This window comes from Streptomyces tricolor (assembly GCF_002155905.1).
GTDB lineage: Bacteria > Actinomycetota > Actinomycetes > Streptomycetales > Streptomycetaceae > Streptomyces > Streptomyces tricolor.
The window spans coordinates 22,968-43,915 of the sequence record NZ_MUMF01000144.1 but is presented as its reverse complement, the minus strand read 5'-3'; the positions used below and the strand labels follow the sequence as shown (position 1 = coordinate 43,915).

Below are 20,948 nucleotides of genomic sequence, written 5' to 3'. Positions count from 1 at the left end.
ATCTCCACGGACGAATTCCACCGCGCCAAGGACGCAGACGTCAAGTACATGCGCAACCGGCATCCTCTTCTGGACCTCTCTTGGAGCAGGGCCGACTGCGTTCGTTACCTGACCTCGCTCGGGCTTGCCGATACGCCGAAATCAAGCTGCCTGGGATGTCCGTTCCACGGAAATGCGCAGTGGAGGCATATCAGGGACACATCGCCGTCCGAGTGGGCGGACGTCGTTGAATTCGACGCGGCCATCCGGCAAGGCAACGCCCGCGCCAACGCGGCGGGCAGCCGACTGCTCGGCGAGGCTTTCCTGCACCGCTCTCGCGTCCCGCTGAGCCAGGCGCCGATCGACCACGTCACCGCCGCGGAACGGGCCGCTCTGCGCATCGACGCGGACGAGGCCCACGCGCTGGAGAACGGCGTTGAGGACGGCTGCTCGCCCTGGACATGCCGCGGAGATGCGGATGCGTTGACGCAGGACGACTTCGGGCTAGCCACGTGATACTCGACCTCTTCGCAGGTCCGGGCGGCTGGAGCAGAGCACTGGGCGTCCTCGGCGTACGGGACGTGGGTCTGGAATGGGACGAGTGGGCCTGCAAAACCCGTGCCGCTGCCGGGCAGTTGACGATCCGGACCGACGTGGCGATGTATCCGACGTGGCCCTTCATCGGCCGCACGCGCGGGCTGATCGCTTCCCCTCCGTGCCAGGCGTGGAGCATGGCCGGCAAACGCCTCGGCCTGGTGGACCAGCCGCTGGTGCACGCCGCGGTCGAGGACCTGGCCGCCGGACGCGACACCCGCGAACGCCTCCTTGCCGCGTGCCGTGACGAGCGCTCCCTGCTCGCAGCCGAGCCGATGCGCTATCTGCACGCCCTCAACACGGTCGGCGAGCCCGACTGGGTCGCGATGGAGGAGGTGCCGGACGTCCTGCCCCTGTGGAAGCAGTACGCAGCGATCCTGCGCACCTGGGGCTACTCGGTATGGGCCGGGATCCTCAACGCCGCCGACTACGGCGTCCCCCAGACGAGAAGGCGGGCGATCCTGCTCGCGTCACGCACCCGTACCGCCGAACCTCCCCCGCCCACGCACGCCAAGACCGCCGAGCCGGAGAGCCTGTTCGGGCCGGGCCGCGCCCGGTGGGTGTCCATGGCCGAGGCCCTCGGCTGGGGCGCCACCGACCGCCCGGTGCCGACCGTGTGCGCCGGCGGCGGCCCCGGTGGAGGGCCCGAGCCATTCCCATCCGGCTCCCGCAAGACCCTCATCGACGCCCGCAACCGCGGCACCTGGACACCACAGCCCGGCCCGGACAACGTCCTGCAACGCCATCGCGACGGTACTGGCCGGGCACACCCGCATGGTCCCGGGGTGAACGGTCCGGCACCGGCGCCCACCTCCGCGAAGCACCGCTGGTCCTGGTCTCTGCGCAGCAACAACCAGTCCAACGCCACCATCCGCAGCGTGGACGAGCCTGCCGGCACCTTGTTCTTCGGACACCGCGCGAACGAGTGCACCTGGGTCGCCGAACCCACACTCGCCCCGGACGGCAACTCACCGGCACCGGATCCGATCCGGATCACCGCCCAGGAAGCCGGCCTCCTGCAGTCCTTTCCCGCCGACTACCCGTGGCAAGGCAACAAAGGCCAGGTCTTCAGCCAGATCGGCAACGCCGTCCCGCCACGGCTCGCAGCCCACCTGCTGGCCCCACACCTGGGCAAGACCCTCACCCCCGACGACTTCACCCTGGCCGCCTAGATGCCCCACCCCGCCGACCCGTACGAGGATGACGACCTCGACGACCTGCCCGACACTCATCCGCCGCAACCCGTGCGCTACGCCGAGCAGGCCCTCCTCGGTGCCCTCCTCCTCGATCCGCACCGCCTCGGCGAGGTGACCGGCATCGCCGCCGACTCGTTCTCCACCGCCGCACATGCCGCCCTGTTCGACGCGATCAGCACCCTGCCGCCGCCCGACCCTGCCGAGCACGCGAGGAACACCACCTGGCTCAACCAGGTGCTCGCCACGGGACGCGAGCAGGCGCGCGGGCTGACCGCCGCCTACCTGCACACCCTCATCCAGGTCTGCCCCTGGCCCCGCCACGCGTCGGCCTACGCGCGGATGGTCGAGGCCGAACGCGCCCGCCGCCGTCTGCAGAGTGCCGCCGAACACCTCGTCCAGACCGTCCACGACGCCTCTCTCCCTCACCCCGTCCAGACGGTGCTCGCCGCAGCCGACGCCCTTGCCGCGGTGGTGGACGACATCGCGAGCCGCTTCCCCCCGCGCGCCGGCGTCCTGCCCCGCACTGCGGCACCACCGCCGGCCCTCGCGCCCGACTACGCCGAGGCGGTCGAGGAGGAGCAACTGCTACTCGCGACCGCCACCGCCCACCCCACCGACATCGAGTCCGTCCGGTGGCTGCTCCCCGACGACTTCCACCTGCCCCTGCACGCCGGCCTTTGGCAATGCCTGACCGCCCTGGCCCGGCGCCGCGAGCCCGTCGATCCCGTCACCGTCCTGTGGGAGGCCCAACAGCGCGGCCTGCTGAACGGCGGCAGTGAACCGGGCGAAGTGCTGCGCATGCTGGCAGACCCGGCTGGTTCCGTGGAGCACTGGGGCGAGCGCGCCCTGAAGCGTTCCCTCCTGGCCACCGCCGATTACACCGGCCGGCGCATCGAGGCGTACGCCGGCGACCCGGCGAACACCCCGTTCCAACTCGTCGTCGGCGCCCGCCGCTCCCTCGCCGACATAGGCGCCATCCGCACCCGCTGGCAGCACGCCACCGGAGCAGTCCCGACGCCACGACTGCGCCCCGCGCCCACCACCCGCGCCGGCCCACCGACCACCACAGCCGCGCACACCGCCCGCACCGCGCGAGCAACCCGATAGCACCCCGCATACGCGGGTGGCCGGACCCGAAGGCCCGGCCACCGCCAGAGACGACACCCACATGACTCCCACCATCGACGCCCACGTATGCCTCGACACCCACCCCACCCATCCCAGCGCCGTGACCGCCGTCCTGACCGGCACCCAGGCACACGTTGCCCACCTGGGCCTGGAAGCAGCCGACTGGACCGTCATCGCCGACAACACCTTGGTCCTGGTCCGCATCGACCACGAGGAGACCTACTGGGCCAAGGACGCGGCCAAGCACCTGGCCGCCGAAGGCATCACCGTCGAGATCACCCCTCGGCTCCAGAAGGCCATGGACGAGGAATGGACCTGGGCGAACTACCCCATGCCCTGGTGCACCCGCAGCGAAATCCGCGAGGTCTCCAATCAGGCGCAGAAGATCCACGACGACATCCGCCACGGCCAGCTCCTCATCCACGCCCACGCCCACGACGGCCACACCACCGTCGCGGTCGGCACCTACCTCGGCCGCAGCGGCAAGTCCGTCTACCTCCACGGCGAGGACCACCTGCGCCAGGTCGCCGACACCTTCCACTCACCCGCTGGGGCCATGCTCGCCTTCGAGAAGCTCCACGGCTCAGAGATGCGCCCCGGCCCGGCGCCCCTGACCGACACCGAACGCGCCGCCGCCGAAGCCCGCGCCCCACTCGCCCTCCCCGCAGCCAAGCCCGAACCGGCCCGCCCCGAGCCGGAGACCGTCCCGGCCTACCTGGCCGATGCCGACGACCACGACGCCCTCCTCGACGCCTTCCTCGATGCACACGGCGATTGGGAGAAGTGGCGCACCTGGTCGGACGAGACGACCCACGCGATCCACGAGTCCCAGACCCTGCGCATCGAGCGCGCCCACGAAACCCCCGCGCACGAAACGGCATGGACCGTGGCCGCCTACGAGACACCCGTATCCGACCGCATGTGGGTCCTCACCGCGACCGGCGCCACCCCCGCCCCGGTGATAGAGGAGCTTCTGAATCACCTTGCCGACGGCGACGGCTGGGACACGGCCATCGGCGCCCCGGTGGACGAAAAGATGGTCACCGCGGCCACGCAGCCCCTCACCGACGCCGGATGGAAGCACACCGTGGACGGGCGATGGATCCGCTGGACGTCCCCCGGCGGAGACGCGGGCGTCCAGTTCGACGCCTTCACCGCCCAGCACCCGAGCCAGAACCTGGCCACCTGGACCGTCTGGGCCGGTCCCGACCCTGACCGGACCACCTGGGCCGTCACCGCGTCCCCGCACACCCCGAGTTCGCTGCTGGCCGATCTCTCCGAGACGCTCGCCTATGGAACCGGCCTTCGCCGCCCACAGCCCGCCAGCCCCGAACGCAGGACGAGCCTCATCACCAGCCCGCCGGCCCCTCCCGTGGACGCTGCCAACCCCGCTGTCAGCCGTTCACGCTGATCATCGGCACACAAGAGCGGGGCAACATAGCGCGGGATCGCCGGTTAGCCAAACCGGCGATCCCGCGCATCATTGGTAGTCCACCGCCACGCCCGACTCGCACGTCGAAAGGCATCACCCCACGACCACAGAGCAGCCAGAGGCCGGCAGGCGATCACGCCGCCGCGTAGCTGGCCCGGAACAGATCCTGCGCCCGCTCCACGTCCTTCGGAGTACGAAGCTGCACCTCCAGATCACCCGTCCCGTGGTGACCGAGACCGGACACGTCACGGGTGAATCCCGGAACCAGGTCGACGTCCTGCGGGTCTACCTTCAGGTAGACCAGCAGCTTGCTGCGCTGCGGCGGGCAGAGGCAGGCGAAGTTCCGCAACCGCTGATACGCCCGGTACTGCTTGCGCTCGACACGGTTCACACCGTCCCCGAGCCCGAGCAGCGCCTCGTCGACCGCGCCCGCCAGCTCCACCATCGACGCACCCTCGGCGTCGGCTGCCGCCCGAGCAACTGCCTGGCGGCGCGCCCGGCGTGCCACCTGCATGCCGCCACTCACGGACGCCACGGTCTCAAGCCCGAGCAGGTCGCTGCCGAAGAGTCGGTAGCGGACCAGGTCGATCGACCGCCGGTGCTCACGCACGGCATGCACGTCGTAGCGCGTGAAGTCGCCGGCGATACAGATCAGGCGCGGGCCGCTCCACAGCACCTGGGACGCGGCCGTCACCCCGAGCCGGTCGCGGACCAGGTGCTCGAACTCGGCGCGATGGTCCATCAGCCAGGCCAGGTAGAACAGGCCCTGGTTAATGACGCCGGCGTCGACACCGCGCTTGTACTCGACAATGACGGGCGATCCGTTCTCGTCCAGCCCGAGCGAATCGATTCGCCCCCCGTGGACTGGCCCAGTGCCGTACTCGCTCGCCAGGAACCGGACGCCCAACAGCGTCTCCATATGCGCCTCGACAAGGCCCTGCACATCTGCCTCGACCTCAGCAAGACGCGGCGTGACCTCGGTCACGCCGCTATTCGTCGTATCCGTGCGGAACAGCTTCAGGCCCGACACCTTCCCCTCCTCGGCTCGGAGATCGTCAACGCCGAGCCGGGGCAGGATTGTTTCCGCGAGGGGCTTCGGGAGAGTGAAGACGGTGTGAGAAGCTACCTCCGGGTCGCCGCGAGGAACCCGTCGTCCCACGGCTCCCAGGGATCGCCCAGATCCCACATACGTCCCACAGGATCGCGGGACGAGCGCCTGGAAGACTGCGTTTGCGCAGGTCAGCCCCCGTAGCTCAGTGGATAGAGCACGTGCCTTCTAAGTGCTTGGCCGCCCGTCCACGCAGCTGAAGAACGGGCGGCTAGCGGCCCCCTCCCTCCCCTCTTCCGCCTGCAGTTCGAAGCCGTAGCGAGAGGAAGAGGTGCCGCCGGCCACCTCGATTGACCATGTTCGCGCTCGGCCGAGGGCAGGCCATGGTCTCGGACCTAACGGCAAAATCGTCAGGTCGCTCGGTTCGGTCCGAACATCCTGTTCGGCGATCAGTGCCCTCGCCCCAGCGGAGCGGAGTCGCCGCCTTGAAAGGAGCAAGGACGCGAAGCGAATAGCGAACCGTCAGGGCGCCCGCCGGACCGATCCGTTCGATCAGCGAGTCGGACACGAGTAGAAGATCCGGAGGAAGCGCTGCGAGCTGTGCGGACCTGACCGCAGTAGGCCCACTGCCCCCGTGTCTCCCAGTACGCCCTGTTTCCGCAGGACAGCCCCGATTGTCAGACCCTCCCCGTAGCGTTGTGAGTCCTACTCGTGGCGGCTGCGGGGAGCACCAATGGACGACGAGATTCAGATCGACAGCGACGAAGACCTCTTCCGCAACCCCGTCTTCTACGAACCGGCCGGCCGCAACCTCGACCTGGACCGCCCCGACCTCGGCGTCCCGCAAGGCCAAGACCTCCTGAACGTGCTCCTGCGCATGCGAGGACGTGTCCCCGTCGAAAAGCGCGGGCTCATCTGCCCCGACTGCCGGGATCTCCGCGGCCGGCGCGTCCCCATGTACCTCGTCCAGCGTGACGGCGTATGGCGTGCCTCCCACTACCGGAAACCCGGGGAGAAGCCCATCAGCCACGAGTCCGACGAGCACCTCGCCCGCAAGGAACGCGTCGCGAAAGACTCCGAAGATCACGGCTTCCACGCCGACATCGAGTCGCAGACCGCCGACGGGCACGCGCGCCTCGATGTACGCATCAACGGCGCCAACGGCATCGTCCTGGGCTACGAGCCTCAGCTGAGCGCCCAGACAGCCCGCGGAATGCGTGCACGGGAGAGGTTCCGACGCCGCGGCGGTATTCAGTCGGTCTGGGACTTCGCCGACCCCGACCACGCAGGCATCGGCACCGTCCCTTACGTCCGCACGCCCAACCTGCCGGCCTCCGTCATCCGCGTGCAGAAGAACCCCATCGCGGTCCAGGACGGCAACTTCGTCCTGGAGGAGGGCCAGTGCAGCCAAAACGGCGCGCTCACCCGGTGCCCGGAGAAGCCCTACGACCCGGAGAACCCCACCGACGCCGGGTACTGCGGGGGCTGGCACCGCGTCCTCATGCCCGCCCATCAGTCGAGCGCCTTCACAGGGGAAGGCGGCCTGACCCTCACCCGGTTCATCGTGGAAGCTGCGGCCGGTGAGCGGATCCCGTTCCAACGGGGCGGCCACCACGGTTGGCTCCCCGCACAGCAGTGGCAGCAGTACCTTGAGGCGAACGGGCCCGCCCTGGACGACAAGGAGCGCCAGCCATCCGTACGACAGGGGGACCGGCGCGACAGGTGCACCGAGGACCGTCCGGCTTCGGAGGAGCGGGCTGAACCGAAGCAAAGACGTGGCAGCCGCGCGATCGTCCTTGAGTCCCGCCCCCGGGAAACCGAGGCCGCCAGGGTTCCGGTCGACGCTTCGGGTCGAGCGATCCCGCTCTGCCGCTTCGGCTGCGGTCAGCCCGCAAGCCTTCCAGGACCCGAAGGGCTGCCCGAGCACTTCTCGTGCCGCAGGAAGCATGAGGCGTGATCTATTGGCCACCGCTGACCGCCCCTCGCTGCGACACCTCGTGCCAAAGCCCCTATCCGGTTCAGGTGGGGTGTGTCGTGTTTCCGCCCGACACGTCAGTCCCCGGTGCCACAGTCGGCGCAGCACACCCAGCACCCCTTTCGTGGCAGCTCACCGCGCTGGCTGGTCTCTTCCGGAACATCTGACCTGCAGGGCTCAGTAGGTCTGCGCTCAGCGTCGCCCGCCCTCGGCGCCCCATCGGCCTCCGCATGCGCCTCCCCCGCCGTGCTCCACCTCCGAGCTCAGCTCCTCGCGACCTGACCCTGCCGGCCTTGGTGCATCCAGGCGACGACGTCGAACACACGCAGGACGCCGATGTCCTCACCGATACCCGCCTGATCGCGGAGATGGACCAACTGATCATAAAAAGCACCGTTGTCCACCCGCAGGGTCGCAGCCAGCGCGGTCCAGAAGGATTGGTCCGTCTTCGGTCGCTCGAACAGTTGCTTGATGCGGATGTCGTAGATGGGGATGAGGCGCGGCCGCTTGCGGGCCAGCAATTTGCCTGCGACAACCGGGCCGCTGCCGTCGGGTTTGCCGGGGTACTGCTTGGTGCCGGCCAGGCGTTCCCACAACTCCCATGCGGGTCCACCCTCCTCCATGAGCGCATCGCTTCCAGGATTCTCCAAGCGCGCGTCACGAGGGATGAGCGACAGCAGACGCGCCCAGTGCCCCTCAGGGTCGGTCAGCAAGTTCATCGCCCCGTGCGGCTCGAGGGACACACTGAGCGTGGTGATGGCCACCAGATCGTTGCTGTCAAAGGAGTCCGCGACGTGCTCAGCGTCCCCGCCCCCGCCCAGGCGCTCGAAGTGTGCGCCGGAATAGAACAGGTCACCGCGTGAGCGTCGTCGGGTGAAGTACTCAACCAGCAGGCTCACGGCGGCCTCGTCATCCCAGTAGATCTCCGGGATCTTCAATTCGATCACCGAGAGGCCCCCAACTCCCTTGCCGTCCAGCGATAAGTCGGTGGACTGTACACCAGCTGAGATCATGCAGTGGCTCGGGCGGAATGCGCCGCTAACACGCGCACCTGTGCTGCGCCGTTGAGATGTGGGCTGGCTCCTGGAGTTGGTCCAGGCATAGGCGTCGGTGTCGTTGCCGACGGAGCAGTGGAAGGCCGGACCGGTGGCGGAGCCAGCGCTGCAACAGTCGACTACACGAGCGGACGCACATTGCGCGGGCATGTTGCGAAGCGAAGCAACATAGCGCGGGATCGCCGGTTAGCCAAACCGGCGTCTCCCCGGATCATTGATGGTCCACCGCCACTACCTGCACCTACGTCGAAAGGAATCGCCAAGACGGCTGTCAATTCAAAGCGTCGCACGGCTGTCAGCTCTCTGCGCTGCCGCAGAGCTCCTGTGGAACAGGTGCCGTGGGCGCTCAAGATCCCGCGATGCGCGTAACGGCATCCCCACCTTTCCCGTACCGCACGGGACCGGTTTCTATCGCATCCGGGAGTGCACCCGGGAATGAAGTTGACATGCAGCTGTTTTGATCATTCGGGTCGGCACTCTACTGGCCCTGCCACAGGCATTGGCGCCAGACGTTTTCAGCAGCATCAAACGCCATCAGCTGCGCGCAAGCCGCACCGCCTTAGCAACTGGAGAATCCGAATTGCACGGACAGACCAACGAGGTGCAAGGCACCCGTTACAGCCCTACACACATCCGCGCCACCTGGGACGGAACGGGCAGCGTGGAAGACGCTTCCAGGGCGTTGGGGTTCTCTCGGGCGAAGGGCTACGACCTCGTGCGTCGCGGAGAGTTCCCGTGCCGCGTGCTACGCATCGGACGTACCACGCGTGTCGTCACTGCGTCCTTGCTCCGCGTGCTCGAAAGCGGAGAGCCGGAGTACAACGGTGCCCACACCAGCCGCTGCACTCCGTCGTAGCCCCTGCGCACAGAAGCCCCGCCGAGCCGGCGGGGCTTCGTCGTGTCATGAGCCCCTACAGCGAGCGCCTACAGGAAGCGGACCGCACTGTGGCACAACTGCCCTGACGTTCCAGGCCAGGTCCCGGGTTGCGGGCAGCGTTCGACAGCGGGCGACGTGTAGGGATGCCACCCGCTACAAGGCCAGCGGAGCGATGCGGCCGCGCGGTGAAGCGGGCAAAGTCCTCCGCGGTGACGCGTGACAGGCTGGCGACCGTCGCCTCCGGCAATGCCGTCGCGGTCGCTCCGGGCGGGCCGCGCAACATCGGAGGGAACAGACAGTGCCGCTGGCGCCTCCACAGGCGTTGGGCTTTGCAGACGTGAAGGCTACAACCTGATTGGGCGCGAAGAGTTCCCGGGTCGGATGCTGCGCGTCGACCGTAAGACGCGTGTCGTCACCGCGTCCTTGCTTCGGGTGCTCGAGAGAGGAGAACCCGAGTGCAACGGCGCCCACGACGGACACTGAATCCCACCTACTCAGAAGCCCCGCCGGGCCGCACCTGCGGGGCTTCTCGTCGCACGGACGCCCCTATAACGCGGGGGCGAGGGAGACCGGTCTGACCAGGTTGAAGACCTCTCGGGCGGCATACCGTTTGAGGCATCGGATGATCTCGCGTCGGGTCTTGCCTTCCTGGGTGCGGCGTTCGTAGTACGCCTGGGTGCGCGGGTCGTGACGCAGCCGGGTGAACACGATGCGGTGCAGGGCGGCGTTCGCCTGACGGTCGCCGCCGTAGTTGAGCCGGCGCGTGCTCCGACGGCCCGACGAATACTCGACGGGGCTGACTCCGCAAAGGGCAGCAAAGGATGCCTCCGTGTTCAGCCGCTCGGGGTTGTCCCCCATGGTGATCAGCAAGGTGACTGCGCTGTCCGGGCCGATGCCCACCGGGACGAGTAGCTGTGGGGCGTGGTGTTCGACGAGCTGGGTCAGGCGTTGGTTCAGCTCATTGATCTGCCCGGTGAGCTGTTCGATCCGCTCCGCGAGCATTCTCAGAGTCATATGGGTGGCCTGGACCACCGCGCTCTCGCCCTCCTCACCGTCGTCTGGCCCGAGGCGTGCGCAGGTGCGGAACAGCTCGCGGTTGCCCAGGCTGGACAGTCGTTCCCGCAGTACGGGATCGGCGATGACCAGGACGGCTTTGAGCTGGTTGATCGCCTGGGTACGGGCCTTGACCGCGGAGTCCTTGGCGAGCTTGAAGATCCGGGCGCTGTGCACCGGACCGTCGCCGGACTTGGCGCGGGCCCGGGCGCGGCCACTGAGCACGGCTCGCGCGGCGGCTTGCGCGTCGAGCGGGTCCGACTTCCCGAGCAGCCGGCGGGCCGAGCGGTCGGGCCGGTTCACTTCGTACACCTGGATCTGCTGGGCCAGCAGGTAGCGGGACAGGCCCGCGCCGAAGGTGCCGGTGCCCTCCACACCGGCCCGGCGCACCGTACCCCGCTTGCGGGCCCACACGAGCAACTGTCGGTAGCCGGCCGCCGTCGCGGGAAAGCACTCCGTTCCCAGGCTCTTCCCGAGCGGGGAGATCACGGCGGCAACATGCACCTCGCCGTGCGTGTCCACGCCCAGGACGACCTCGCGCCGAACGGGCGGATCCGTGCTCGAGGAGGTGCTGCGCTGTCGGGTCGTCATGATGGTTCGCCTCCCACGTGGCGTGCTGGCTAGGGTGAATGGCACCGGCCTGCTCGGGCGGTCTGAACCGTGATGGCGCCTGAAACTCGGCAAGGCCCCTATGGGGACACGCCCTGTGGCTCGGTGGCAGGCAGCATCCCGCAACGGCAGTCGACAGGTCCGTGACTGGACACTTCGGTCATAGATCTCACGAGTCAGACCCCGTCCGGGATGGCACTGCACAACCGTCCCATCGATCCCGGTACAGCGGCATGACTCGATCACTGCCGGAAGGCTTCGAACGAACCGGCCCTCAACCTGGCCATGACGCACTGAAACGGCGTTGACTCTCCGTCTACTCGTGACCGGCATTGACGGGCAGCCGTGTGGCCCGCCTTATCTTTGCGAAGCCTCTGATGGGTGTGGGTGGGCGGCTGTATCCGTGTGGTGTGCGATATGCGGATGGGGGCGGGCTGCCTCCTGCGGGACGTCGGCGCCGTGAGTCAGTACGGATGCAGGCGGCTGAGTGGTTCGAGCAGGAGATCAAACCGTCTGAGGTCGCGCGGCGGCTGCGGGTGAGCGTGAAGTCGGCTAACCACTGGCACCAGTTGTGGCGGGTCGGCGGTCGTGAAGCTCTTGCTTCCCGTGGCCCGAGCGGATTCCGTTGCCGGTTGTCCCCGCGCTGCCTGGAGAAACTGGCTGCGTACCTCGATGAGGGCCCCGGCTGCCCACGGCTGGGTGGAGGACCAGGTGTGGACCGCATCGAGGGTGGCCACGCTGATCGGCAGGAAGTTCCACGTCTCCTACAGCGTCTCCGGCGCGAGGAGGCTGATCCACCGGCTCGGCTTCAGCCCGCAGGTCCCCGCGCCGCGGGTCGCCAAGCGCGACGAGCAGGCCGTGACCGCGTGGAAGGAGGGGACCTGGGCGGAGGTAAATGGGCCCGGGCGGCCTGCGGGGGCTACATCTGCTTCGAGGACGAAGCCGGGTTCACCCGCCGGCCGCCCAAAAGACGAACCTGGGCTGGCGCGGTCACACCCCGGTCGTGACCGTCAGCGGGCGCCGCTCGGGGCGTCTGTCAGTGGCCGGGCTGATCGCGATACGGCCAGGCTCGCGCACCCGGCTGTGCCACCGTCTGCGCGTTCACCGGGCGGGCAGCAGCGCACGCCGCAACATGGGCGAGCGGGACTTCATCGCGCTCGCCGACGGCGTCCACCAGCTCGTCAAGGCACCGATCGTGCTGGTCTGGGCGTCTGAACACCCACGTCTCCCACGCCATGCGCGAGCTGATCGCCGAGCGTGAGTGCTGACGGTGTTCCTGCTGCCCGCCTATGACCCGACCTCAACCCCGTCGAGTGGGTACGGGCACACGTTACGCGCAGCCTGACCAACCTCGCCGTGGTCGCGCTCGACCGGCTCGAAGCCCTCGTCCGTAACCGGCTCAGCGCCTTCAGTACCGGCCCGGCACCCTTGACGGCTTCATAGCCGGTACCGGCCTGATCCTCGACGAACCCACGTCACCCTGACCAGCCGAAGTCAGTAACGGGCGGCGGTGCTTGCCGAACCCGTGCAGTGCCCCGGTGTTCTCCATGGGCTCTCCCGTCACAGGCTCGCTCCCTGGCAGTCACAAACCCGCCGCACGGAGACAGATCTTGCTGTAGCAGGCACGAGCGGGCCCAGCTCTCCGTCGACCTCGACATCGCGGGCGCCCACCCTAACTCGAACTCGCCCGCCCCCTGGATCTGCGCCTCCTGCTCGCCGACCGCCTCGACGCACTGCTGTACTTCTTCGGGACGAACGTCGACAAGGGCACGATCGCGTGGCGGCACGGGCACGGTAGTGACCACCTTCCGTATTCCGTACGCGGCTTGCAGTCGCCCCCGAGGGGGTGGGCGCGATAGAAACCGGGGCATGAGGTTGAAGAAGGTATGGTCGGCAGTGATTGTTGTGCTGGGCGCGGCCGGGCTGGCGGGGGTGCTGGCCCTGATGTTCACTCCGCTGAGCCAGCGCCTGGCACGCTGGCTGGCCGGGCAGGACTGGTCGTCGATGGATGCCACGGCCCGGTCTGCGGCGCTGGGGCAGGTCCGGCTGGCCGTGGTGCAGGCCGTTGCGGGCGTTGGTGCCGGCATCGCCTTGGTCTATACGGCCCGGTCCTACCGGTTGAGCCGTCGCGGGCAGGTGACAGACCGTTTCACGAAGGCGCTGGAGCGGCTCAGTTCGGCTGAGCCGTATGTGTGCATCGGGGGCGTTCTAGCACTGGAACAGATCGTCCAGGATGCCCCTGACCAGGGAAGGCATGCCGCGCGGGTGCTGAATGCGTTCGTGCGCCGCCATACGCAGCCTGCCGGTGCGCCGGGCGGTCTGGCGTCCGTGCAGCTTCCGGAGGAACCCGACGAGATGGTTCAGGAGGCGCTGCGGGCGCTCACCGCACCTGGTTCACGGCGTCGAGGAGGTTCCTGGCCTCCGGTCGATCTCGCGGGGCGTCATCTCGCGAAGGCCCGGCTGCCGGGGGCTGACCTGCGGGGCGCCCTTCTTCGAGGGTCAACGCTCAGGGGCGCCGTTCTGTGTCGGGCGCGGCTCGACGGTGCGGACCTGGCGGATGCCGATCTGGTGCGGGCGGACTTGTCCGATGTGCGGGGGCTGAGGGTCGAGCAGGTTCTCGCAGCCCGCGGTCTGCACAACTGTGTGCTGCCGGAGCCCGTGCGCAGTGATTCCCGGGTCGTGGAGCGTGTCAGCCGGGGTGAGTGACGTCGGTGGCTTACGAAAGCTGTGTGTCAGGCTTCAAGAGCCCAGTCCGCGACGTGTTCGGGAAGCCTATCCAGGACGTGGGTGCGGGTGGTCAGTTCGCGCAGGTTCTGCCAGAAGCGCCGTCTGACGTCTTCTGGTGTCATGCCGTGGAGTTGGGCGAGCCGCTGTTCGAGCCGGTCGACGTGGCCGGGGCGTGATGCGCCGGTGGCGCGCCGGCTAGCCGGGAAGTCGGTCTCCGGTAGCACGCGCGTCAGGGGCAGGGAGGTCAGGATGTCGTCGGGCATGGCGGCGTTGACGGAGAAGTAGGCGCCCAGGTCGATAGCATGTTGCCGCTCGGGGGGGTTGCCGAGGAACCAGTGCAGAATCATTCCGGGGTGCGGCTGGTCCGTCAGCAGGTCGAGGAGGGGACCGGTGCGTCCGGTGCTGTGCAACGACAGCAGAACGGCCTCGTCCTGTGCGGCATGGAGGATCTGGGCGAGTACGGTGCGTTGCCGCTCGAGGTTGCCTCGGCGGTCGAGGCCGACTTCCCCGATAAGGCAGCTGTTCCGCAAGGTAGCGCGGAACAGCTGCCGATCGAAGGCATCGAGCGCTTCGGGTACTCCGGGGTGTACGCCGGATCCCCACACCAGGCGCGCGTCACGGCGCCGGCCGACGCGGTGTGCTTCGGCCGGGGTGCGGGTGACGGCGAAGACGACGGCTCCCTGTAGGGCCCCGATCTGCGCGGGGGTCACATCGGGTGCGATGTGGGCGTGGCAGTCGAGCGGTGGCAAATCGTCAGGGAAGGGGGACATGGTTCAGCTCCTGCAGACCTCGTCGGCACATGTCCACGACGGCGTCGAGGTCAGTGTCGGGGGGGAGTTCACCGACGGCGAGGATGTCGGTGTCGTCGATGCCGCGGGCGATGGCCTGCCGCACGTCGTGGACGTCTTTACGACGGCGGTCCAGCAGCAGCTGGTGTGCTGCGCCGGTGAGGTGGTGGACAAGGTAGGTGGTGGCGTCGTGGTGGGGGGTTGCGGTGAATGATCCCCTGCGTACCAGGCAGGCCAGGCACAGGCCGCAGTTGAGGGTGGGGTCCCCGCCGGAGTACCAATTGCCGTCGAGTTTGCTACACGAGAGAGTTTCCGCCCCCGCCAGCAGCAGGGACTGGCCCGCACGGTCCAAGGCTCGCGCCAGGAGCTGTCCCTTGGTGAGGTAGGCGTAGGGGTTGGCCACCGTCACGGGGATGTCCAGGCTCGCCAGGAGCTCGTTGATGCGAGCGAACGTGCCCGGGTGGGTCGAGCGGGTGGACAGGGCGCCGCCCCGCGCTGCGGTCAGGGGCGGGTTGATGCTGGTGAAGCCGTTCTCGGGCACGGTCACCTGCGGGCTCGAAGCGCCAGCGGCGACCGCTGAGGCCAGGGCGGCGAACAACAGGCTGCGGCTGCGCGAGGAGGATTCCGCGGCGGAATGGGTCTGGCAGAGCTTCACGCTGAGGTGGTGCAGCGGCTGCCGCCCACGGCCGTTGAGCCAGGCACTGGTCTGTTGCTGGGCGTGGCGGATGACGGTGCTGCCGTCGTAGTGGCTGAGGTGGATTCGCTCTGCCGTGTCACCGAGGTGGTCCGCGGCGCCGCACAAGGAGTCCAGTCCGCCGCTGAGGAGCATCACGTCGTCGGCATCGGGAATTGGTGCCGGACGGTGGCCGCCGGGAACGGCGGGTACGGCGTGCAGGTGCCAGGCATCGCCGGTGAGCCAGGACAGCAAGTCTTCGGCGAGCCGGCCGGATGAGGCGGTCCAGGGGTCGGGGTCGACGGTGTGGACGGTGAGGTCGATGGTGCGCGCGAAGGTGGTGGGGCGGCGGGCGCTGCGGTCAGCGAGGTAGGCGGAGGCGGCGATCCGGACGAGGTCGGCGGCAGCGGCCGGTGCGGGGCCCAGGAGGTCGAGGTCCCAGCCGAGTGTGCAGGTGACGGTCGGCGTGGGGCTGTGGGCTCGGGTGCGGGGCCAGTGCAGGGCGGTGGCGGAGGGCTCGTGCTGCTGTCCGTCGTGCGGCAGTACTTCATAGGCGGTCGTCATGAGCGTCCTGCGCGCAGAATGCGCAGTGCCTCCCTCGTCACTCTCGCTGCTGTGGCGGTGAATTCCTTGACGGTCATGCGTCGTGTGTCGGGCACGGAGATGTGGCGCACTCGGCGTTGCAGCCAGGACCGCAGCCAGCCCTGTTTGCGGACGGCTTCCTCCGGGGTGAGGTTGTCGCTGGCCTTTTGGGACTGGAGCTCGACCAGGCCGAGTTCATAGATCCATTCGGCGACGAGGCCCCGCAGGCTGTCTTCCGGCGTGGGCGGCTCGACCGCGAGGAGGACATCTTTGACGTGCTTGACGGTGGCCCTGCGCAAGGCCGCCTCGTCGGGGTGTCCGGCGTCACCGAGGACGGCCTGCAGGATGCGGGAAATCTGAGTGCGCCGTGGCAAGCTGCTCAGCTCGCGGAAGTCCAGGCCGAGTTCCCGCAGTTGCGCGGCGTCACCGTTACGCAGTGCGTAGGCTCCCGCGAGGGCTGCGGCACCGCGGGAGGAGCCTTTGAGCACCTGGCGCTGCGATCCGCCGCCGATACGGCCGGGGCCGGCCGCGCCCCCGGCTCCTCCTCCCCCGCCGCCACCGCCGCTGCCGCGGGCAGTGGCGATCAGGGCAGAAAGGGGATAGCCACCGGCCGGCACCGTTCCGTGGTCCGCATCGTCCTTGCTCAGCGCGGTGGCCAGCGCCTGCACGACATCGTCGAGGAACTGCTGGCCGTCCGGCAGATCCAGAGTGTCCGCAGGTCCCGTTCCTACGCCGGGCAGGGCGTCGAAAGCGTCATGCGCCGCGCTCCACTCCGCGGAGCCGCTGCCTCCGTAAGAGCCCGATGTCCCCATCAGCGGCCCTCCTGTTCCACCTTGGCTGCTTCCTGCACCATCGGGTCAATGTCGGTGGCGCCTGCCAAGCGTGCCGCCAGGTCGCGCAGTTCCTCGCTGTCGCTGTCGGCGATGTCCAGGGCGGAACCGGGGGTGAGGTTGTGGCGCATATTCCACAGGCCGTCGGCGATGCGGCGGCGTAGGTCCTCGGTGGCCTTCGCGATGTACAGGAGGGACTCCACGAGCGGCTCACTCTCCTGTTCCCGGCGGCCGCGCTCCAACAGGGCCTCGACGACGGCCTGCTGCTCCGTGACCGGGCGTGCCGTCACTTCCTGCTGCGCGCTGCGCCGGTGCGGCTCGGCCTGACCGGCGAGGTGGGAGACCCAGGTGACCTGCTCCTGGGTGAGGGACGCAGCCGCAGTGAGGCTCACGAGAGAAGCGGCCAGGCTGAGATAGGGGCCGATCGGGGCCGTGGTGAGGTCGGGTTCGGAAGCGGCCCAGTGCCTGCTCGCCTCACTGACCTGGTCCGGCCTGTCGTCACGTTCCCCCTTCCCCCATGCCTGCCAATGCTCAAGGAGTTCACTGCGCGGGACGTCCTGGAGTTTGACGAGGGTCTCGAAGTCCTTGCCGGGGCTGTCTTCCAGCAGCATGAGCTTGACGATCACCGAGGGGTCGATGCTGATGCCCTGGCTCTCCGCGATCCGGGTCCGCAGGGCGAACGCGTTGAGAAAGCGTTTGATGCTGCGCGGGCTTCCGGACCGGTCGGCAGACAGACCGGTGGCCAGCCGGCTGGCCAGAGCGAGCGAGGCCCCGTCGGGCTGCCACGGAAGACTCTGTAGATCCGACAGAACCGGCGACTGCCCAGCGGCCCGCCGCTGCTGGGCGTGCTCAACCAGCCGTGTGTAGTGCTCCGGCGAGCACTGGTGGGCCGAAAGCAGCAGAGTGATGAAGGTGGCCGCCTCGTCGGCGCCGATCCGCGGCAGCGACAGGGGCACCTGGACGATCTTCTCCAGATAGCGGTGGGCGAACCGCTCCCCCCTGCCCGTGGCGTCCAGACTGGCCGCGATCGACTCGCGCACCATGTCCTGGTCCGCCGCTAGGACGAACGCGACCTTCTCGACGGACAGGAACAGCTTGATGGCCTCCAGCGTGGCCATCACCGCGTCGGGCAAACAGCGGTCCAGATCGTCGACCAGCACGACCAGACGCTTCAGCTGCGTCAAGTCCCTGAGCAGGCAGGCGAACTCCTCCCGGAAGCCCGCCAGGCTCCTGGCATCGCTCTTCGAACGCGGCGTGAGGGCCTCGACCAAGTCCTCGGACTGGGCGACCAGCGATCCCCTCGCCATACTGACCGCAACACGTGACCAGCTCACACGCTCAAGAAGCCCATTGATCTTCTCTGGCAGGCCCTCCTGCGCCCCGTAGGCCGACAGAATATCCTGCAGGACTTCACCGATGACGCCACCGCGCACATCGAACTGGTCGTCGAACTCCCAGGGATCGAGACGGATCACCCGGTACCCGTCTCGCCCGTCCAGCTCCTCATGCAAAAGCCGCAGCACCGTCGACTTCCCGCCGCCCCAGGGCGCAGCGATCCCGATCGTCACCGGGTCCAGATACGGGATTTCGAGCGTGGCCACCACCGTGTGGACGATGGATGCGAAGCCCAGCAGGTCCACACCCGTGGGATTGTCGTCCCACAGTCTCATGTCGCTCATCACACGCCCCCCAGCCCGCTGCAATGCTCCGCCGACGCCGCGCGCACAGCGCAATCGGTGATCGGGCGGTCGGCCAAACGGCCGCTGCATGTACCGTCGGCCCCGGGCCGTCAACGCCCCAGCGTCACCCGAGAGCGGACACCCCGACCGCATCGCGCGGCGACTCCCCTTCGACCGTCATACTTACCACAACAGTAGCAATGACCACAGCAGCTGACATACTGCAACAAACACTTCCCCCTGTCACAGGATCACTCCGTACCCTCCCGGCGCCGACACCATAAGCGCCACATCGCGTCCCCCACTTCACGCACCGGCACCCAGGGCCTTCGACGTGGTACGGCACTATCGCAGGTGTGTCGCGTCAGGTAAGGGCGAACCTGCGCCCGCCTGGAAGCGGCACCGAACTGCCGAGCGACCGGACTTCCAGTGGACGCCCCGGCGATACGCTGGAGAGCCACAACCAGCCTCTCGCGTAGGAGACTTACCCTTGCCGCAGCTCGCCTTCGTGCACACTTTCTGGACCGACTACGAGCAGTTGGACAAGCCCGTCCGGGCCGCGGTTCGCAAGGCGATGGCCAAGTTCCAGTCGCTGACGGTGGCCGAGCTGTACGCGGACAAGGGGCTGGGGTTGTCCGTCGCGCGCACGGCCCGTGATCCGCGGATGAGGACGATGCGCATCACGGCCTTCTGGAGGGGCGTGCTCCTCGCGCCCGACGACGGAAGTGAGACCTTTCTCCTCCTCAAGGTGTTGCCGCACGACGAGGCCCTGCAGTGGGCCGCCACCAGACTCGCCTCTGTGAACTCCGCGATGGGAAAACTGGAGTTGCGGAACGTCGCGGCCATGGAGCAGCTGGTCACTTCGCGGCCCGCTTCCCACGCTCCGACGACTCTCTTCGCTCGGTTCTCCGCCACCGAACTCGCAAAGCTGGGTATCGACGGCCAGACCCTGGAGGCCATCCGCACCATCGCGGACAGGGCACAGTTCGACGCCTTCCAGCCACTACTTCCCGAGGACCAGAGCGAGGTGCTCCAGTACCTCGCGGAGGGGTTCGATCCTGCGGAGGTCTTCCAGAACGTCGTCGCTCCCCGGCAACCGGCTGACGCTAACTCGAAGGCTTCGACGAGCATCGCGGACGCCATCGCCCACACGAGCGACCGGATCACCCTCTTCTCGGAAGCCGGGGAGCTGGAGGAGCTCGCTGGCAAGCCGCTGGTCGCGCCAACGAGAGAGCTGGTAGGCCCATCCAGGCGGGGCGAGCGCCAGGATTACCGGTGTGAACGGCTGCCCCTCGCCGATGGCGGCCAGGCGGACGTCTTCAAGGCGGTGCATAAGCCGAGCGGCGAGGTCGTCATCCTCAAGAAGCTTAAGGACAAGTACCCGCCCAGACGTCAAGTGGCCCGCATGCGACGGGAGATTGAATGCGGGCGCAGTCTGGTCGGGAATCCGCACGCGATGCCAGTCCTGGACTTCGATCCCAAGCACACCTGGTTCGTCATGCCGTACGCAGAGGCCACCGCCGAAAGCTGCCTAAAGGAATTCTCTGATGATGCGGCCCTGCGAGAGCTATTGGAATCCCTATGCTCGGTCCTCGCGGTGGCGCACCGTATCGGATGGATCCATCGGGACATCAAGCCGGCCAACGTCCTACGCCTGAACGGCCGCTGGGTTCTGGCGGACTGGGGGATCGTACGGCGGCCCCTGGGGCAGACAACCGATCCGCAGCGGACCCGCGTGGGGGTCTTCCTCGGCTCCGAGGGGTTCGCGGCACCTGAGCACTACAGCGACGCCCATCACGTGGGCCCCGCTGCCGACATCTACAGCCTGGGACAGCTCATCGGGTGGGCCGTAACGGGCGAGACACCCCTCGTGAACGTCCCATTGCTCCCCAAGTCGGGACCCTGGCGTGCGATCGTCCGGGAGGCGACCCAGAGGGACCCAGAGCGACGCCCAGCCACGGTGTCCGCCTTCCTCGACTTCGTCGCACATGAGCTGGACGGGCCGACGGAGCCCGTCGCCCTACGCGGCGAGCACCTCCAGGAGGAACTGTTCGCCGGGTCGACGGAAGCGGGGGCCGACCTCCTGACGCTGGCCGCTACGCATCCCGATGACACGGCTCTCTACTTCGACGTGCTGATCAAAATCCCCGTCGCCTCGATAATGACGGATCTGCTGGCCGACGCCGCTCGCGCGGTCGAGGTCGTGTCCGCGATGGCGACACTCTTCGGTTCGGACGTCTCCCACGGTTTCGAGCAACTCGACGCTACCGTCAGGTGGCTGGCCGGAATCGCCGAGGAGGCGGCCCGCGTAAGGGAGCTCGATCTCCTGGAAGCGTGCTGCGGTGGCGCGTTCGAATGGATCCCTCTCCTGGACGACCAGAGCGGCCAGGCCGAGGTCTTCTCCTGGTGGACGACCCTGAGCGCGGACGCCGCCAGCTCGGTGGCGGCGATGCTTCGACAGCATCCGGAGTGCGTGACGTACTTCGGTCACCTGGCGCACGACATCCGCGTCGACCACCGGATTCGCGCGGCCATCGCCCAGCAGTAGACCGGTACGGCAGTGCCCAGGATCTTCCAAGCAGATCTCGTAGTAGTGGCGAGCGAGAGTGAGCGTCGGCACCAGACTCGTTTGGGGCCGATAGGGTTTCGGGGCAGGTTGGGAGGCTCCGACTCTTGCGTCCGCGATGTTGCGTTGTCGGCCTCCAGGCAGCGACGGCTTAGTA

The 20,948-nt window shown here is 68.2% G+C and carries 15 protein-coding genes and 1 pseudogene; 9 read left to right on the top strand and 7 right to left on the bottom strand.

Annotated elements, in window-relative coordinates; genetic code table 11:
- The 4 genes from CCN44_RS11845 to CCN44_RS11830 all read left to right on the top strand — a co-directional run.
- A partial coding sequence (locus CCN44_RS11845; RefSeq protein WP_086697618.1) for a hypothetical protein occupies positions 1-495 on the top strand: 495 nt, incomplete at its 5' end.
- The gene (locus tag CCN44_RS11840) at positions 441-1,745 is read left to right on the top strand and encodes a DNA cytosine methyltransferase (protein WP_167403971.1); all 1,305 of its coding nucleotides are present in this window, start codon (positions 441-443) and stop codon (positions 1,743-1,745) included. The genes CCN44_RS11845 and CCN44_RS11840, both read left to right, overlap by 55 nt.
- Positions 1,746-2,876: a DnaB-like helicase N-terminal domain-containing protein gene (locus CCN44_RS11835; protein ID WP_086697616.1), complete on the top strand. Its 1,131-nt coding sequence runs from the start codon at positions 1,746-1,748 to the stop codon at positions 2,874-2,876.
- A gap of 61 nt (positions 2,877-2,937) precedes the next feature.
- Complete coding sequence (locus tag CCN44_RS11830; RefSeq protein ID WP_086697615.1) at positions 2,938-4,308, top strand: SPDY domain-containing protein; 1,371 nt, start codon at positions 2,938-2,940, stop codon at positions 4,306-4,308.
- 154 nt (positions 4,309-4,462) lie between these two features.
- Here CCN44_RS11830 and CCN44_RS11825 read toward each other — a convergent pair whose 3' ends face one another.
- Entirely contained in the window at positions 4,463-5,359 is an 897-nt protein-coding gene (locus CCN44_RS11825; RefSeq protein ID WP_107502064.1) for a DUF5655 domain-containing protein, read from the bottom strand.
- Between the two features lie 751 nt (positions 5,360-6,110).
- On the opposite strand from CCN44_RS11825, the gene CCN44_RS11820 reads away from it, so the two are divergent.
- Positions 6,111-7,334, top strand: coding sequence for a hypothetical protein (locus CCN44_RS11820; RefSeq protein WP_086697614.1), 1,224 nt, complete (start codon positions 6,111-6,113; stop codon positions 7,332-7,334).
- 281 nt (positions 7,335-7,615) lie between these two features.
- On the opposite strand, the gene CCN44_RS11815 is transcribed toward CCN44_RS11820, so the two are convergent.
- Positions 7,616-8,299: a DUF6308 family protein gene (locus CCN44_RS11815; protein ID WP_086697613.1), complete on the bottom strand. Its 684-nt coding sequence runs from the start codon at positions 8,297-8,299 to the stop codon at positions 7,616-7,618.
- Between the two features lie 709 nt (positions 8,300-9,008).
- Between CCN44_RS11815 and CCN44_RS46110 the strand changes: the two genes are divergently transcribed.
- Complete coding sequence (locus CCN44_RS46110) at positions 9,009-9,263, top strand: helix-turn-helix domain-containing protein (RefSeq protein WP_106974253.1); 255 nt, start codon at positions 9,009-9,011, stop codon at positions 9,261-9,263.
- Positions 9,264-9,830: 567 nt separating this feature from the next.
- Here CCN44_RS46110 and CCN44_RS11800 read toward each other — a convergent pair.
- Positions 9,831-10,928 (bottom strand): IS110 family RNA-guided transposase, encoded by a 1,098-nt coding sequence (locus CCN44_RS11800; protein WP_167403970.1) that lies wholly within the window; start codon positions 10,926-10,928, stop codon positions 9,831-9,833.
- Between the two features lie 428 nt (positions 10,929-11,356).
- On the opposite strand from CCN44_RS11800, the pseudogene CCN44_RS48020 reads away from it, so the two are divergent.
- Both CCN44_RS48020 and CCN44_RS11785 read left to right on the top strand, forming a co-directional pair.
- Positions 11,357-12,430 (top strand): annotated as a pseudogene (locus CCN44_RS48020) (IS630 family transposase).
- A 385-nt stretch (positions 12,431-12,815) separates the two neighbouring features.
- Positions 12,816-13,652, top strand: a complete 837-nt coding sequence (locus CCN44_RS11785) for a pentapeptide repeat-containing protein (RefSeq protein WP_086697611.1) — start codon at positions 12,816-12,818, stop codon at positions 13,650-13,652.
- Positions 13,653-13,678: 26 nt separating this feature from the next.
- On the opposite strand, the gene CCN44_RS11780 is transcribed toward CCN44_RS11785, so the two are convergent.
- The 4 genes from CCN44_RS11780 to CCN44_RS11765 are packed head-to-tail and all read right to left on the bottom strand — an operon-like array spanning position 13,679 to position 18,216.
- A complete protein-coding gene (locus CCN44_RS11780) occupies positions 13,679-14,443 on the bottom strand; it encodes a TatD family hydrolase (RefSeq protein ID WP_086697610.1) in 765 nt (254 codons plus the stop codon).
- The gene (locus tag CCN44_RS11775; RefSeq protein ID WP_086697609.1) at positions 14,427-15,698 is read right to left on the bottom strand and encodes an adenine nucleotide alpha hydrolase family protein; all 1,272 of its coding nucleotides are present in this window, start codon (positions 15,696-15,698) and stop codon (positions 14,427-14,429) included. Before CCN44_RS11775 ends, CCN44_RS11780 begins: the two co-directional genes overlap by 17 nt.
- Positions 15,695-16,528, bottom strand: coding sequence for a hypothetical protein (locus tag CCN44_RS44400; RefSeq protein WP_086697608.1), 834 nt, complete (start codon positions 16,526-16,528; stop codon positions 15,695-15,697). The genes CCN44_RS11775 and CCN44_RS44400 overlap by 4 nt, the downstream gene beginning before the upstream one ends.
- Positions 16,528-18,216: a KAP family P-loop NTPase fold protein gene (locus CCN44_RS11765; RefSeq protein ID WP_158103094.1), complete on the bottom strand. Its 1,689-nt coding sequence runs from the start codon at positions 18,214-18,216 to the stop codon at positions 16,528-16,530. Before CCN44_RS11765 ends, CCN44_RS44400 begins: the two co-directional genes overlap by 1 nt.
- Positions 18,217-18,715: 499 nt before the next feature.
- Between CCN44_RS11765 and CCN44_RS11760 the strand changes: the two genes are divergently transcribed.
- Entirely contained in the window at positions 18,716-20,773 is a 2,058-nt protein-coding gene (locus CCN44_RS11760) for a serine/threonine-protein kinase (protein WP_086697606.1), read from the top strand.
- The last annotated feature ends 175 nt before the right edge of the window (positions 20,774-20,948 follow it).

Excerpts from the sequence above, each read along its gene's own strand:
- CCN44_RS11820 (WP_086697614.1), top strand. The coding sequence starts at position 6,111 with ATGGACGACGAGATTCAGATCGACAGCGACGAAGACCTCTTCCGCAAC.
- CCN44_RS11835 (WP_086697616.1), top strand. The coding sequence starts at position 1,746 with ATGCCCCACCCCGCCGACCCGTACGAGGATGACGACCTCGACGACCTG.
- CCN44_RS11775 (WP_086697609.1), bottom strand. The coding sequence starts at position 15,698 with ATGACGACCGCCTATGAAGTACTGCCGCACGACGGACAGCAGCACGAG.
- CCN44_RS11765 (WP_158103094.1), bottom strand. The coding sequence starts at position 18,216 with ATGAGACTGTGGGACGACAATCCCACGGGTGTGGACCTGCTGGGCTTC.
- CCN44_RS44400 (WP_086697608.1), bottom strand. The coding sequence starts at position 16,528 with ATGGGGACATCGGGCTCTTACGGAGGCAGCGGCTCCGCGGAGTGGAGC.
- CCN44_RS11780 (WP_086697610.1), bottom strand. The coding sequence starts at position 14,443 with ATGTCCCCCTTCCCTGACGATTTGCCACCGCTCGACTGCCACGCCCAC.
- CCN44_RS11785 (WP_086697611.1), top strand. The coding sequence starts at position 12,816 with ATGAGGTTGAAGAAGGTATGGTCGGCAGTGATTGTTGTGCTGGGCGCG.
- CCN44_RS11830 (WP_086697615.1), top strand. The coding sequence starts at position 2,938 with ATGACTCCCACCATCGACGCCCACGTATGCCTCGACACCCACCCCACC.
- CCN44_RS11840 (WP_167403971.1), top strand. The coding sequence starts at position 441 with ATGCCGCGGAGATGCGGATGCGTTGACGCAGGACGACTTCGGGCTAGC.
- CCN44_RS11800 (WP_167403970.1), bottom strand. The coding sequence starts at position 10,928 with ATGACGACCCGACAGCGCAGCACCTCCTCGAGCACGGATCCGCCCGTT.